The sequence below is a fragment of the Pseudomonas sp. BP8 genome, from assembly GCF_017875955.1.
GTDB lineage: Bacteria > Pseudomonadota > Gammaproteobacteria > Pseudomonadales > Pseudomonadaceae > Aquipseudomonas.
In genome coordinates this window covers 2520466-2535306 of sequence record NZ_JAGINK010000001.1, presented here as the reverse complement: position 1 = coordinate 2535306, position 14841 = coordinate 2520466, and the positions used below count along the sequence as shown (strand labels likewise).

The window sequence follows — 14841 nt, the reverse complement described above, 5'->3', positions numbered from 1 at the left end:
CCATCTTAGGGCCGCGCAGAAAAAACGCCAGCCCCGCCTCACACGTCGTCAGCCAGGCTGAGAAAGGCCTGGATCAGGCGCAGCTCACGGCGCCGCTCCAGGCAGCCGAGCATGTGCTGGTTGACCAGCCCAGGCCCGGCCAGCGGCCGCGCCAGCACCCGCGGGTCATTCGCCACTTCGGTCGACGACACCACACCGATCCCCAACTGCGCTGCCACCGCCTCGGTGACCGCTTCGCGGCTGTCGAGCTCAAGCAGCACCCGTGGCTGTACTTTAGCCCCGGCGCAGGCACGGTCGAAGGTCTGCCGGGTGGTCGAAGAAGGTTCGCGCAGGACCATGATCTGCTGGTGCAGCGCGTCGAGCGGCAGCTCGTGCTCAAGGCTGGCCCAAGCATGGTTGACCGGCAGCAACGCACACAGACGTGACTGGCACAGGCTCTGCAAGTGCAGGCCCTTGCGCGGTTCGATCTCGGTCAGCACGGCAACGTCGGCGTGCTCGGAGAGCAACGCGGCAAGGGTCTCCTGAGCATTGCCCAAGCGCAGGTTGACGGTGATCCCTGGATACCGCTCACGCAATACCGCCAGCATCGGCATGACCCGATGCGGCCCGTCGGCAGCCACTTCCAGACGCCCGGTCAGCAACTGGCGATTGGCTTCGAGCATCGCCTGAGCCTCTTCCGCCAAGCCAAACATGGCGCGAGTAATGGCGGCCAGGCGGGTGCCTTCCTCGGTCAGCTCGACCCGGCGCGCCGTGCGCCGCAACAGGGTGATCTGGTAGTGCTCCTCAAGCGCCTTGACGTGCCCGGTCACCGCCGGCTGGCTGATGAACAGCCGCGCCGCGGCACGGGTAAAGCTGCCCTCGCGGGCAACGGCATCAAATGCGCGGAGCTGAAACAGGTTCATATCTATCGGCCTGACTTATGGCTGGCATAACAACAAACAATTTGATTGATGATGGCGCGAATTGCAACCTAGGCCCCGTAGTTTCAGCGCCAGATTTTCCGGCTGATCCCCCAGCTTGTGAGGAACCACGCAATGAGCAACGCCCCGATCCTGCTGACCCCCGGCCCATTGACCACCTCGTCCCGTACCCGCCAAGCCATGCTGGTGGACTGGGGTTCATGGGACCGCGACTTCAACCAACTGACCGCCAGTGTCTGCGAGCAACTGCTGGCGATCATGAACGCCAGTGCCAGCCACCACTGCGTGCCCCTGCAAGGCAGCGGTACCTTTGCCGTAGAAGCCGCCATCGGCACCCTGGTGCCGCGCGATGGCAAGGTCCTGGTGCTGATCAACGGTGCTTATGGCCAACGCCTGGCGAAGATCTGCAAGGTACTCGGGCGCCGCTACAGCACCTTTGAAACGGCGGAAGATCAGCCGACCACCGCCGCCGACGTCGATCGCCTGCTGCTGGCCGATCCGGCCATCAGCCACGTGGCGCTGATCCACTGCGAGACCAGCACCGGCATTCTCAATCCGCTGGCAGACATCGCCCAGGTGGTCAAAGGCCACGGCAAGCGCCTGATCATCGATGCCATGAGCTCGTTCGGCGCACTCCCCATCGACGCGCGTGAAGTGCCCTTCGAGGCACTGGTCGCAGCTTCCGGCAAGTGCCTGGAAGGCGTACCCGGCATGGGCTTCGTGTTCGCCGAGAAGCACGCCCTGGCGGCTGCCGAAGGCAATTCGCCCTCACTGGCGATGGACCTGCACGACCAGCACAGCTACATGGCCAAGACCGGCCAATGGCGCTTCACGCCGCCAACCCACGTCGTTGCCGCCCTGCATGAGGCACTGCAACAGTACAACGAAGAAGGTGGTCTGCCGGCACGTCACCAGCGCTATGCGGACAACTGCAAGACGCTGCTCGACGGCATGGCCGCGATTGGCCTGCGCAGCTTCCTGCCGGCCGCAATCCAGGCACCGATCATCGTCACTTTCCACGCGCCGAGTGACCCCCGCTATCAGTTCAAGGACTTTTACGAGCGGGTCAAGGCCAAGGGTTTCATCCTCTACCCTGGCAAGCTGACCCAGGTCGAGACCTTCCGCGTCGGCTGCATCGGCGTGGTAGGCCCGGACGGCATGCAGGCCGCCGTCAATGCCGTGGCCGAAGTGCTGCGAGAAATGGAAGTGCTGGACATCTGATTTCGACTACCTGAGCAAGGATTAACGGACATGAACTACAGCAACCCTACCTGCCTGCAAGCCGCGATCCTTGACTGGGCCGGCACCGTGGTCGACTTCGGCTCTTTCGCGCCGACCCAGATCTTTGTTGAAGCCTTTGCCGAGTTCGATGTCGAGGTTTCCATCGAAGAAGCCCGTGGCCCTATGGGCATGGGCAAGTGGGACCATATCCGCACCCTGTGTGATCAGCCGGCAATCGCTGAACGCTATCGCAAGGTGTTCGGCCGCACCCCTACCGATGACGACGTGACCGCACTCTACAATCGCTTCATGCCGCTGCAGATCGAAAAGATCGCCGTGCACTCGGCGTTGATCCCGGGCGCCCTGGATACCCTGACCAGGCTGCGCAACGAGGGCCTGAAGATCGGCTCCTGCTCGGGTTATCCGAAGGTGGTGATGGATAAAGTGGTGGAGCTGGCCAGGCAGAATGGCTACGTGGCCGACCATGTGGTGGCCACCGATGAAACCCCGAATGGTCGTCCGTGGCCGGCCCAGGCCCTGGCCAACGTGATCGCCCTGGGCATTGATGATGTAGCAGCCTGCGTCAAGGTTGACGATACCGTACCGGGGATTCTCGAAGGTCGTCGCGCGGGGATGTGGACGGTGGCGCTGGTCTGTTCGGGCAATGCCCTGGGGCAGACCTGGGAGGGATACCAGGCGTTGAGTGCCGAGCAGCTGGAAGCTGAGCGGGCGCGGATCCATACGCTGTTTGCAGGGTCGCGACCGCATTACCTGATCGACACCATCAACGAACTGCCCGAGGTGATCGCCGATATCAACCGGCGGCTGGCCAAGGGGGAGATGCCGCAGTCGGTTTGACCCGGGCGGAAACAGTGCTACCCGCTCTGGCCTTTTCGCGGGGCAAGCCCCCTCCTACAGGACGTGCACAGACCCTGTAGGAGCAAGGCTTGCCTCGCGAAAATGCCGTCATGTGCATGACTCAAGCACCGTTCAAACCGCCCGATTCAACTTCACCCATGCCGCAAACTTGTCGATGAAAGCCTGCAAGAACGGCCGGGTCTTGTCATTGAGCTTGCCCGAGTCCTCGAACAGACTGGCCGCCCCGCCGAGGTAGGCCTCGGGCATCTGCATACACGGCATGTCGAGAAACACCAACGACTGACGCACCGCATGGTTGGCGCCAAAACCACCAATTGCCCCCGGCGACACACTGACCACAGCGGTCGGCTTACCTCCCCAGGCACTCTGCCCGTAAGGCCTCGAACCAACGTCGATGGCATTTTTCAAGCAGCCTGGCACCGAGCGGTTGTATTCCGGGGTAACAAACAGCACCGCATCACTGTGACGGATCTCGTCGCGAAAGCGTTTCCATGGCTCGGGGGCACCGCTGGCCTCGACATCTTCGTTGTACAAAGGCAGGTCGGCGATCTCGACGATTTTCAGCGAAAGGCTGGACGATGCCAGCTCGCTGAGGGCTCGGGCCACCTTGCGATTGTAGGAATCCTTGCGCAAGCTGCCGACGACGACCGCTACCGAATACACCTGGCTCATGGCGATTTGCAACCTCTGCTGGCTGATGGACCTAGTAGTTATAGATGACCGTTCCTCGGCGCCGATGTTTTTTTCCCCTTGATAGAAAACTTCCCACGGGTTTCACTGGTCTATGCCTGCAGACATTTCTTACATTTTTCAGAGGTTTCCCCCCAAAATGGCAGCAGTACTGGTCGGCCAATTCCACGCCCGTGACGCCGAAGGCCGCATCTACCCCGTCCATGAATTCCAGGAGTCCACGCTCCAGGCCGACGGCAGCGCGCTCAGCGCGCCAATCACCAGTTACCGCCTGGCCATTGGTGACCGCGTCAACTACCTGGGCGAGGACCGTTTCGAGCTGGCCCAGAGCGGCGTGGAAATCATCCGCATTCCTTGACGCAATCCACCGTATAGACCTGCCCCGGGCCTTGCTCTTCGCTCTGTAGTCCATGGACATCGGCGACAAATCCAGGAAAACCATGGTCAAAGGCCCGGGCGAATGCCAGATAATCGAGGATCGCTCGCGTTGCCTCGGTGAAGCGTTCGCCCGGCATGATCAACGGAATCCCCGGCGGGTACGGTACCAGCATCACTGCCGAAACCCTGCCGAGCAAGGCCTCCACGGGCACCGCTTCAATTTCGCCACGGACCAGGTGGTCGTAAGCCTGGGCCGGGCTGATGGCAACCTCCGGCAAGCGCGTGAACAAGCGCTTGAGCTGCTTGGCCGTGGCATTGCTGCGGTAGCACTCATGCAACTGGTCGCACAGGTCACGCAAACCCAGCCCCTGATACCGCGCGCAAGCCTGCGCCACCACACTGGGCAAGCTCAAGGCGAGTGGGGTATTGGCCGCATAATGGCGTTTGAACTCCAGTAGCTCGGTGAGCAAGGTGCTCCACTTGCCCTTGGTGATACCCATCGAGAACAGCACCAGGAAGCTGTACAGCCCGGTCTTTTCCACCACCAGCCCACGCTCCCAGAGAAACTTGCTCACCACCGCAGCGGGTATGCCGTACTCGCCCAGCGCCCCGCCGGCACTCAGCCCTGGCATGACCAGGGTGACCTTGAGCGGGTCGAGCAGAACATAGCCCGGCTCGACTTCGCCAAATCCATGCCACTGTGCTGAGGGCTGCAACAGCCAGTCATCTGCCGCCAGGCGCTGATTGGCTTCGGCGCTTTCCGGCTGCCAGATGCTGAACCACCAATCGTCGGCGGCGATGTGCTCACGCAGCTTGGCCAGCGCCCGGCGAAAGCTCAGCGCCTCATCGAACATCTCCTGCAACAACGAGCGCCCGGCAGGCCCTTCCATCATGGCCGAGGCGACGTCGAGCGAGGCGAGGATGCTGTACTGCGGCGAGGTTGAGGTGTGCATCATGAATGCTTCGTTGAAGCGATCCCGGTCGAGCGGGCGGGCAGCGCCATCCTGCACGTGGATCATCGACGCCTGGCTGAACGCCGCGAGCAGCTTGTGCGTCGAGTGGGTACTGAACAGCAACGGGCTGTCGACGCTGCGCGCTGTGCCCATGGCGTAGCGGCCGGCGAAGAACTCATGAAACGCGGCATAGGCGAACCACGCTTCGTCGAAATGCACCACCTCGACACTGCCCGCCAACGCCTGTTTGATCATTCCGGCGTGGTAGCACAGCCCGTCGTAGGTCGAATTGGTCACCACCGCCAGCTTGATCCGTGCAGGTCGCCCGCGCGCCAGCGGGTTGGCGTCTATCTTCGCCTGGATCGACTCAGCACTGAACTCGCTCAGCGGGATCGGCCCGATGATGCCCAGTTCGTTGCGCTCAGGGCAGAGATAGAGCGGGATGGCGCCGGTCATGATGATCGCGTGAACCACCGACTTGTGGCAGTTGCGGTCGACCAGTACCAGGTCCTCGCGGGCGACCATCGAGTGCCAGACGATCTTGTTCGCAGTCGAGGTGCCGTTGATCACGAAGAAGGTGTGATCGGCGCCAAAGTTGCGCGCCGCCCGTGCTTCAGCCGCTGCCAGCGGTCCGGTATGGTCGAGCAGCGAGCCCAATTCGGGCACCGAGACCGATAAATCCGAGCGCAGCGTGTTCTCACCGAAAAATTGATGAAAGGCCTGGCCGACCGGGCTCTTGCGGTAGGCCACGCCGCCACCGTGGCCAGGGGTGTGCCAGGAGTAGTTGGACTGTGCGGTATGCTGCACCAGGGCCTTGAAGAACGGCGGCAGCAGGCCATCCAGATAACTGTGCGCGGCACGCGCAACCTGGCGGGCGAGAAACGGAACGGTGTCTTCGAACAGGTAGAGAATGCCGCGCAACTGGTTCAGTTCACTCATCGCTTCAGCGGGGGCATTTTCCAGGGTCACCTGCTCTCCAAGGGCGAAGATAGGCAGGTCGGGCGCGCGCAGCCGAGCCAGGCCGATCAGCTCGGCCATGTTTTGCAGCAAGTGGGTATTTTCACCGACGCCCTCGGCCGCGATCAGCATGCAGGCCAGGCCGTGATGGGTAGCGGCGACCAGACGCGCTTCGGCGTGGTCGGCTGCGGCGAGGATGGCGAAGCCGTCCTGGGTCAGCTCATCAGCGATGCCGCGAATTCGCGCGCCGGCAACGCTGTCTGCCTTGATCGCCCGGTGGACGATGAGGATGGGAAACTTCAGGTCCTTGTACATGGGCGACGGCTACCTCTTGAGGACGGCTCGGTCCTTTCAGGGTAGCTGGGATCCTGGCGCCGCTGTGCAGGCATGCGCAGTCGCTGTGGGAGCGGCCTTGTGTCGCGAAAGGGGCCCGCAGTCAGGCCTCGTTGAGGGTCTGCCACAGCGCCGGCCCACCGGCCGATTTGGCCACCGCCGCCAACCGCTCGGCATGCGCCTCGAGCTCTTCAGCCGTGGCCATGACGATCGGCCGCGGTTGACGCCCGACAATCCGGCGAATCTCGCTGCCGGTGCCATCACTGCCCTCTTCCCCGTCAGCCCCATGGCCCGCCAGCGACAGGCTGGTCTGGCCACCGGTCATCGCCAGATAAACGTCTGCCAGAAGCTCGGAGTCAAGCAACGCGCCGTGCAGTTCACGGCCGGAGTTGTCGATGCCGTAGCGTTTGCACAACGCATCGAGGCTGTTGCGCTGGCCTGGATGGCGCGCGCGCGCCAGCATCAGGGTGTCGAGGATGCCGCAGTGCTTGGACAGGTCAGCGCGGTCGTGCTGACCGAGCAGGGCGAACTCGTTGTTGATGAAGCCAACGTCGAACGCTGCGTTATGGATGACCAGTTGAGCGCCCTGGATGAACTCGAAGAACTCCTCGGCCACCTCGGCGAAACGCGGTTTGCCGATCAGGAACGTATCGGTAATACCGTGGACGCCGATGGCGCCCTCGTCACTCTCGCGATCAGGCTGCAGATACACATGGAAATGCCGTCCGGTCAGGCGTCGGCCCAAAACCTCGACACAGCCAATTTCGATGATCCGGTGCCCCTCGCTGACCGGCATGCCGGTGGTTTCGGTATCGAGGACGACGTATCTGGTGTTCTGCTGCTCCACGCGGGTGGCTCCAACTGGTGCTACAAGGGAAAGCCGGCGATTGTACCCCAGCTCAACGCTTGGCGCGCACCTCGTCGACGCCGCGGTTGGCCAACTGGTCGGCGCGCTCGTTGCCAGGATGGCCAATGTGCCCGCGCACCCACTTCCAGGTGACCTTGTGCCGATTGACCTGCTCGTCGAGCTCGCGCCACAGGTCGGCGTTTTTCACCGGCTCTTTGGCTGCTGTCTTCCAGCCGCGCTTCTTCCAGTTGGCCATCCACTCGTTGATGCCTTTCATGACGTACTGCGAGTCGGTGGTCAGCACCACTTCGCATTCGCGCTTGAGTGCCCGCAAGCCTTCGATCGCGGCCATCAGCTCCATGCGGTTGTTGGTGGTCTCGAGCTCACCGCCCCACAATTCCTTCTCGACGCCCTTGTAGACCATCAGCACGCCCCAGCCACCTGGGCCAGGATTGCCCTTGCAGGCGCCATCGGTGTAGATCTCGATGCTTTCGCTCATGTACTGCCTTAACTCGCTGTGTTTTAAACACCGGGGTGCTGGTCACGGTTGACGGCGTCGCGGTTGACCTTGGCCAGCGGCAACGGCAGCAGCTTGCCCATCGGCTCCCGGCGCTCCAGGCGCAGCGGCCTCAAGCCGACTACCATCTTGCGCGCCACCAGCAGGTAGACCCCACCCCCGGCTGTTTGCCAGCCCCCGGCCCGCCGCTCCCAACCGGCCAGGCGCTGTTGCCAGGCCGGCGAGGCAAGCGGCGGACGATAACAGCCGAAGCGGCGTTTCTCCAGCGCGAAGCCGAGCAGGTTGAGCCAGTCGCCGACCCGCGACGGCGAAATGCAGCGCGCCTTGCGCAGGGCGCCGTGGCTGAACAGATGGCGCATGCCCCAGCCGCTCCAAGGGTTGATGCCGACAATCAGCAGATGCCCGCCCGGGCGCACTGCACTGGCCGCCTCACGCAGCAAGCCATGCGGCGACAGGCTGAAATCCAGGCCATGCTGCAGCACCACCACGTCGGCGGCATGCTCGGAGAGCGGCCAGGCCTGCTCCTCGCAGACAATCTCGACCCCCGGCAGCGGCGCCCCGAGGCGCACGTTGCGGTGCACTTGCGGGGCGCATGGCGGTGGTTCGGCACACGGTCCGTAATGCACCAGATAGCCGCCAAAGAAGCGCGCCAGCTCCGCTTCAAGCAACTTTTCTTCCTCGCGCAGCATCAACTGCCCAAGGGGGCCCTGAAACCAGTCGCGGGCCAGGCTGATCAGTTCGACCCAGTCAGGATCGGCCTGGGCAAAGGCTTGGTCGGTCATTGCGTTCTCCCTCCAAGGTTCTCCCGCCGCGCCATCGCGGCTAAGATGCCCTCATATCCCACGCCAGATGATTCGGATCCGCACCATGATACAGATCGATGCCCTACCCGCTTTCTCCGACAACTACATCTGGTTGTTACAGGATACTGCCAAACGCCAGTGCGCGGTGGTCGATCCAGGTGACGCCGAACCCGTTGTCGCCTGGCTGCAGGCCAACCCAGGCTGGGTGCTGCAGGACATTCTCGTCACCCATCACCACCATGACCACGTCGGCGGCGTCGAGCAGCTCAAGCAGCTCACCGGCGCGCGCGTCAGCGGCCCGGCCCACGAGCACATTCCCGCCCGCGATGTGGCACTCGAAGACAACGCACAGGTTACCGCGCTTGGCCTGACTTTCCAGGTCATGGCGATGCCCGGCCATACCCTGGGCCATATCGCCTTCTTTACCGAGCAGACGCCAACGCCATTGCTGTTCAGCGGCGACACCTTGTTCGCAGCGGGTTGCGGGCGTCTGTTCGAAGGCACTCCCGAGCAGATGCATCACTCGCTGGAGCGCTTGGCCGCCCTGCCCGCCGAAACCGAAGTGTACTGCGCTCACGAATACACCCTGAGCAACCTGCGCTTTGCCAAGGCCGTCGAGCCGCACAACCCGCACGTTGCCCAGCGCTTCGACGAGGTTACCCGCCTGCGCGCGCAAGATCGCATCACATTGCCATCAACGATCGCCCGGGAGCGCCTGACCAACCCCTTCCTGCGCACCGCTGAAACATCCGTTAAACAAAAAGCAGACGAATGGAAAGGTTATTCAAACGTAGGCCAAGCCGCTGTTTTTGCTGCCTTGAGGTCTTGGAAAGACCGCTTTTGATAACCTCAAGATATATCGCAATTGATGGCTAAAGGTTGACCCGGCCGGGACCGGTTCCTAGAATCGCCGAAATTTTTCGCCCGGATACCCTTCCCAGCCGATGTCTTCACGTAGCCGCAGAACCTCGCAATCCGTCGCTTTGACGCGCCTCGCACAGATCAGTGCGCTGGCCCTGGCCGCCACTTTGGTGGGCTGCCAGAGCACCCGTCAGGTCGACGAATCCGACAGCGTTCGCGCGCACACCTATCAGGCTCGGATCAAGCACAAGCCAGTGCCGCTGGTGGTACAGGTCAAGGAGCAGCCGCCTCAGGATGTCTGGGAACGCATGCGCCTGGGCTTCGCCCTGCAGGACACCATCGACGTCAATCCGCGCATCGAGCAGCAGCGTCTGTGGTTCGCCAGCAACCCACGCTTCATCGAGACCGCCGGCGAACGCGGCAGCCTTTATCTGCACTACATCGTCGAGCGCCTCGAAGAACGTGACATGCCGCTGGAGCTGGCCTTGCTGCCGGCCATCGAGAGCGCCTACAACCCGATGGCCTACTCGCGTGCGCATGCCGCAGGCATGTGGCAGTTCATCCCGTCCACCGGGCGCCACTTCAACCTGCGCCAGACCAATTTCTACGACGGCCGCCGCGACATCACCGCATCGACCAACGCTGCGCTGGATTACCTGAGCCGTCTGCACGACATGTTCAACGGTGACTGGCTGCTGGCCCTGGCTGCCTATAACGCCGGTGAAGGCACCGTCAGCCGGGCGATCGAGCGCAACGAAAAGCTCGGTTTGCCGACCGACTACTGGAACCTGCCATTGCCGCAGGAAACCCGCGACTACGTGCCCAAGCTGCTGGCCCTGTCGCAAGTTGTGCAGACGCCCGAGTCGTACGGGGTCAACCTGAACCCGATCGCCAACGAACCGTACTTCGAGGCTGTCGCCATCAACGACCGCCTGGACCTGTCGCGCGTCGCCGCCTTCGCCAATATCGACGAGGACGAGCTGATCCAGCTCAACCCGGCGTTCAAGAAGCGCATGACCGTCGATGGCCCCAAGCAACTGCTGGTGCCGACCGCCAAGGCGCAACTGCTGTCCGCCAGCCTGTCCAACCTCAACCCCGAACAGTTGGTCAGCCTGCAACCGCGCAAGGCCGTGTTCGAGGCTGCCGTGGCTGAAGCCCGGGCACCGGCGGCAGCGCGCAGCTACCGGGTCAAGCGGGGCGACAACCTGGGCACCATTGCCAAGGCCAACCGAGTTTCGGTGCGCGACATCCAGCGCTGGAACCGGCTCTCGGGTAGTCGCTTGAAAGCGGGTCAGGTGCTGGCCCTGCGCGGTGGTAATGCGCCGTCGGCGGCGGGCAATCGCGTCGCTGCGTCCGCCAAGCGCTCAACCCAGTACAAGGTGCGCAAGGGTGATTCGCTGTACCTGGTGGCCAAACGCTTCAATGTCGAAATGAAGCACCTCAAGCGCTGGAATCCGCGCAGCGGGCATGCGCTCAAGCCAGGGCAGACCCTGACTGTATACGTCGGCCACTAATAAAGTCTGGGGCTGCCTTGCAGCCCTTTCGCGACACAAGGCCGCTCCCACACCGTCCGTGCTTAGCCTGTAAGAAAGGCACACACGATCAGCGTGGGAGCGGCCTTGTGTCGCGAAAGGGCCGCAAAGCGGCCCCAGCTTCTTAACGGATTGTCCCGTGAAGAGACTGGCGCCGACACAACAAATACAGCCGCACCCCAGCCCCTTTCCACAACCCCTCTGCCCACTCTTTTTCCAATCCCGCCAAGCTGTTACTGTAGCCCGACCAAAGCCCAAAGCCCTCTGGATCGGATGCCGACTTGATACGTCCTCTCCTGCTGACCTTCAGCCTGGCCTTGAGCTTTTCCGCAGGCGCGACCGTTAGCGAAAGCCACGGTTACGCGCAGTTCGGCACGCTCAAATACCCAGCCACATTCACCCATTTCGATTGGGTCAACCCGCAAGCGCCCAAGGGCGGTACCTTGCGGGCCATGGCATTTGGCACCTTCGACACGCTCAACCCCTATACCTTCAAGGGTTCCAGCCCGGTCACCACACCGAATTTTCTGCAGTACGGCGTGAGTGAGCTGAATGAGACGCTGATGGTCGGTACCGGCATGTACGACCCCTCCGGCGACGAGCCCACTTCCAGTTACGGCCTGATCGCCCGCTCGGTCGAATACAGCGAAGACCGCAGCTGGGTGGTGTTCAACCTGCGCCCGCAAGCACGCTTCCATGATGGCCACCCGATCACCTCGGCAGACGTGGCCTTCTCCTACCGCACGCTGCTCAAGGACGGTCATCCGCTGTACCGCACCAACCTGCAGGAAGTGCAACGGGTCGACATCCTCGGGCCGTTGCGCATCCGCTTCGTCTTCAAACGCGCCGGCAACCCGCTGTTGATCCTGCGCCTGGGCGAGATGCCGGTGCTGCCCAAGCACTACTGGCAGGGCCGCGACTTCAAGGCCACCACCTTCGAGCCGCCTCTGGGCAGCGGTCCGTACCGCATCAGCGAGGTCCAGCCAGGCCGGCGCCTGGTGTTCACCCGGGTCAAGAACTACTGGGGCAAGGATCTGCCGGTCAACCGCGGCAAGTACAACTACAACCGCGTCGAGTACGAGTTCTACCGCGATTCCACGGTAGCGTTCGAAGCGTTCAAGGCCGGTGAGTTCGACATCTACATTGAGCACCAGGCAAAAAACTGGGCTAACAGCTACAACTTTCCTGCGGTGCGTCGCGGCGACGTGATCAAGGCGCAGATACCGCACCGCATCCCGACCCAGACCCAGGGGCTGTTCATGAACAGCCGCAGAGGCAATTTCAGCGACCCGCAGGTACGCCAGGCGCTGGGCTTGATGCTCGATTTCGAGTGGACCAACCGCGCCCTGTTCAGCAGCGCCTACCGCCGCTCGACCAGCTATTACCCCAACAGCGAGTTTGCCGCCAGCGGCTTGCCGACCGGCAAGGAGTGGCTGCTGCTGGCGCCGTTCCGTGACCAGCTGCCGGCCAAGCTCTACACCGAGCCGTACCAGGTCAGCCACACCGAAGGCAGTGGCGTCAGCCGCCAGACCCTGCGTCAGGCCCTGACCCTGCTCGGCAAGGCCGGGTGGAAGCTGGACGGCCAACGCCTGGTGGATGCCAAGGGCAAGCAGTTCAGGCTGGAACTGCTGCTGGTGAACCCCAACCTCGAACGTATCCTGCAACCTTATGTCGAAAACCTGGCCAGCATCGGCATCGATGCGCGTTTGCGCACTGTAGACCGTGCCCAATACAAACAACGGCTCGACCAATTCGACTTCGACATGATCCTGATGACCCTCAACCAGACCTTGAGCCCAGGCCTTGAACAGTGGCTGTATTTTCATTCCAGCCAGGCCACGACCAAGGGCAGCAAGAACTATGCTGGGGTCAAGGATCCAGTGGTCGACCACTTGCTCGACACCTTGCTCGCCGCACGCAGCCGTGATGACCAGGTCGCCGCCGCGCGCGCCCTGGACCGGGTGCTGTCATGGCACTACTACATGATCCCCAACTGGTATCTCGACAATCATCGCCTGGCCTACCGCAACCGGTTCGCCTTCGTCACCACGCCGCCCTATACCCTGGGCCTGAACAGCTGGTGGCTCAAGACTTCGGAGAAAGCCAAATGACGCCAACGCACCGCCTGCGCCAGCTGGCCGGCAGCCTCCTGCTCGCCTGCCTGAGCCTCCCCGCGATGGCCGCACCGCAACACGCCCTGACCCTGTACGACGAGCCGCCGAAATACCCGGCAAACTTCCAGCACTTCGACTACGTCAACCCCGACGCACCCAAGGGCGGCACCTTCCGCCAGTCCAGCTTCGGCGGCTTCGACAGCCTCAACCCGTTCATCAACAAAGGCGTCGCGGCAGAGAACGTCGGCAGTATCTACGACACCCTGATGCGCCAGAGCCTGGACGAGCCGTTCACCGAATACGGCCTGGTTGCCGGCAAGATCGAAAAGGCCCCGGACAACAGCTGGGTGCGCTTCTATCTGCGCCCCGAGGCACGCTTTCACGATGGCCACCCGATGCGTGCGGACGATGTGGTGTGGACCTTCAACACACTAGTCAGCAAAGGCGCACCGCTGTACCGCGTGTACTACGGCGATGTCGCCGAGGTCGTCGCGGAAAACCCGCTGACCGTGCTGTTCAAGTTCAAGCACAAGAACAACCGCGAGCTGCCGTTGATCCTAGGCCAGCTACCGGTACTGCCCAAGCACTGGTATGAAACCCGCGATTTCACCCGGGGCAACCTCGAGATCCCGCTCGGCAGCGGGCCGTACAAGGTCGCCGAGGTCAAGGCCGGTCGCTCGGTCCGCTTCGAGCGGGTCAAGGACTATTGGGCCAAGGACCTGCCGCTCAACCGCGGCCAGTTCAATTTCGACGCAATGACCTTCGACTACTACCGCGACAACACCGTTGCCCTCGAAGCGCTCAAAGCCGGCCAGTTCGATTACATGCAGGAAATGACCGCAAAAAACTGGGCCAATGCCTACAACGTGCCGGCAGTGCGGGACGGCCGACTGATCAAGGAAGAGCTGCCCAACGGCAACCCGACCGGCATGCAGGGCTTCGTCTTCAACCTGCGCCGCCCAGTGTTCCAGGACGTGCGCGTGCGCAAGGCACTGAGCTTGTTGCTGGACTTCGAGTGGACCAACAAGCAGCTGTTCAACGGCGCCTATACCCGCAACAGCAGCTTCTTCGAGAACTCGGACATGGCCGCCCATGGGCTGCCCTCCCCAGCCGAGCTGAAGATCCTCGAACCGTTTCGTGGCCAGATCCCCGAGCAGGCCCTCAGCGAGGCCTACAAGAACCCGGTCACCGATGGCAGCGGGATGATCCGCGAGCAGCAGCGTGAAGCCTACAAGCTGCTGCAGGAAGCCGGCTGGAAGATCGTCGACGACAAGATGGTCGACGCCCAAGGCAAACCGGTGTCGATCGAGTTCCTCCTCGCCCAGACCGAATTCGAGCGCGTTCTGCTGCCGTACAAACGCAACCTGGCCGACCTTGGCATCGAGCTGAGCATCCGCCGGGTTGAAGTCCCGCAGTACATCAACCGGCTGCGCTCGCGCGACTTCGACATGATCGTCAGCGGCTTCCCGCAGTCCAGCTCGCCCGGCAACGAGCAACGTGAGTTCTGGACCACCGGCGCCGCCGACAACCCCGGCAGCCGCAACTTCATGGGCCTGCGCGAGCCCGCCGTCGACCAACTGGTTGAACAACTGATCAACGCCGACTCGCGCCAGAGCCTGATCGACCACGCCCGCGCGCTAGACCGCGTGTTGCTGTGGGGCTACTACGTGATCCCCAACTGGCACATCAAGACCTGGCGCGTGGCCTACTGGAACCACATCGGCCACCCGGCGATTTCGCCCAAGTATGACGTCGGCATCGACACCTGGTGGATCAAGCCCGACGTGACCCCGGCCGTGTCCCTGCAGCCGGCCCAGCCGGACGAGGCCAACTGAC

13 protein-coding genes are annotated in these 14841 nt (G+C 62.8%); 7 read left to right on the top strand and 6 right to left on the bottom strand.

Going from position 1 to position 14841, the window contains the following annotated elements:
* Nucleotides 1–38: 38 nt before the first annotated feature.
* Nucleotides 39–902 carry a LysR substrate-binding domain-containing protein gene (locus J3B00_RS11000; protein WP_209867544.1) on the bottom strand — a complete coding sequence of 288 codons (864 nt, stop codon included), beginning with the start codon at nucleotides 900–902 and terminating at the stop codon, nucleotides 39–41.
* A 132-nt stretch (nucleotides 903–1034) separates the two neighbouring features.
* Here J3B00_RS11000 and J3B00_RS10995 point away from each other — a divergent pair, with 132 nt between their 5' ends.
* Together J3B00_RS10995 and phnX are read left to right on the top strand one after the other, a co-directional pair.
* On the top strand, nucleotides 1035–2141 hold the full coding sequence (locus J3B00_RS10995) for a 2-aminoethylphosphonate--pyruvate transaminase (protein ID WP_209867543.1): 1107 nt from the start codon (nucleotides 1035–1037) through the stop codon (nucleotides 2139–2141).
* A 30-nt stretch (nucleotides 2142–2171) separates the two neighbouring features.
* Nucleotides 2172–2999, top strand: coding sequence for a phosphonoacetaldehyde hydrolase (gene phnX / locus J3B00_RS10990; protein ID WP_209867542.1), 828 nt, complete (start codon nucleotides 2172–2174; stop codon nucleotides 2997–2999).
* A gap of 132 nt (nucleotides 3000–3131) precedes the next feature.
* On the opposite strand, the gene J3B00_RS10985 is transcribed toward phnX, so the two are convergent.
* Nucleotides 3132–3692, bottom strand: coding sequence for an NADPH-dependent FMN reductase (locus tag J3B00_RS10985; RefSeq protein ID WP_209867541.1), 561 nt, complete (start codon nucleotides 3690–3692; stop codon nucleotides 3132–3134).
* Nucleotides 3693–3849: 157 nt separating this feature from the next.
* Between J3B00_RS10985 and J3B00_RS10980 the strand changes: the two genes are divergently transcribed.
* A complete protein-coding gene (locus J3B00_RS10980) occupies nucleotides 3850–4068 on the top strand; it encodes a hypothetical protein (RefSeq protein WP_209867540.1) in 219 nt (72 codons plus the stop codon).
* Here the strand turns inward: J3B00_RS10980 and J3B00_RS10975 are convergent.
* The 4 genes from J3B00_RS10975 to J3B00_RS10960 all read right to left on the bottom strand — a co-directional run bounded on the left by J3B00_RS10975 (nucleotide 4052) and on the right by J3B00_RS10960 (nucleotide 8477).
* A complete protein-coding gene (locus J3B00_RS10975; protein ID WP_209867539.1) occupies nucleotides 4052–6313 on the bottom strand; it encodes an Orn/Lys/Arg decarboxylase N-terminal domain-containing protein in 2262 nt (753 codons plus the stop codon). The two genes, J3B00_RS10980 and J3B00_RS10975, sit on opposite strands and share 17 nt — an antisense overlap.
* 121 nt (nucleotides 6314–6434) lie before the next feature.
* Nucleotides 6435–7178 (bottom strand): DNA polymerase III subunit epsilon, encoded by a 744-nt coding sequence (gene dnaQ, locus J3B00_RS10970; protein WP_310198089.1) that lies wholly within the window; start codon nucleotides 7176–7178, stop codon nucleotides 6435–6437.
* 52 nt (nucleotides 7179–7230) lie between these two features.
* A complete protein-coding gene (rnhA, locus tag J3B00_RS10965; RefSeq protein ID WP_209867538.1) occupies nucleotides 7231–7677 on the bottom strand; it encodes a ribonuclease HI in 447 nt (148 codons plus the stop codon).
* 23 nt (nucleotides 7678–7700) lie between these two features.
* Nucleotides 7701–8477 carry a methyltransferase domain-containing protein gene (locus J3B00_RS10960; RefSeq protein WP_209867537.1) on the bottom strand — a complete coding sequence of 259 codons (777 nt, stop codon included), beginning with the start codon at nucleotides 8475–8477 and terminating at the stop codon, nucleotides 7701–7703.
* An 85-nt stretch (nucleotides 8478–8562) separates the two neighbouring features.
* Here J3B00_RS10960 and gloB point away from each other — a divergent pair, with 85 nt between their 5' ends.
* The 4 genes from gloB (at nucleotide 8563) to J3B00_RS10940 (ending at nucleotide 14840) form a co-directional block, all read left to right on the top strand.
* Nucleotides 8563–9342 (top strand): hydroxyacylglutathione hydrolase, encoded by a 780-nt coding sequence (gene gloB, locus J3B00_RS10955; protein WP_209867536.1) that lies wholly within the window; start codon nucleotides 8563–8565, stop codon nucleotides 9340–9342.
* A gap of 100 nt (nucleotides 9343–9442) precedes the next feature.
* Complete coding sequence (locus J3B00_RS10950; protein ID WP_209867535.1) at nucleotides 9443–10873, top strand: lytic transglycosylase domain-containing protein; 1431 nt, start codon at nucleotides 9443–9445, stop codon at nucleotides 10871–10873.
* Nucleotides 10874–11172: 299 nt separating this feature from the next.
* Nucleotides 11173–13002, top strand: a complete 1830-nt coding sequence (locus J3B00_RS10945; RefSeq protein WP_209867534.1) for an extracellular solute-binding protein — start codon at nucleotides 11173–11175, stop codon at nucleotides 13000–13002.
* Nucleotides 12999–14840 carry an extracellular solute-binding protein gene (locus tag J3B00_RS10940; protein ID WP_209867533.1) on the top strand — a complete coding sequence of 614 codons (1842 nt, stop codon included), beginning with the start codon at nucleotides 12999–13001 and terminating at the stop codon, nucleotides 14838–14840. Before J3B00_RS10945 ends, J3B00_RS10940 begins: the two co-directional genes overlap by 4 nt.
* Nucleotide 14841 lies beyond the last annotated feature (1 nt).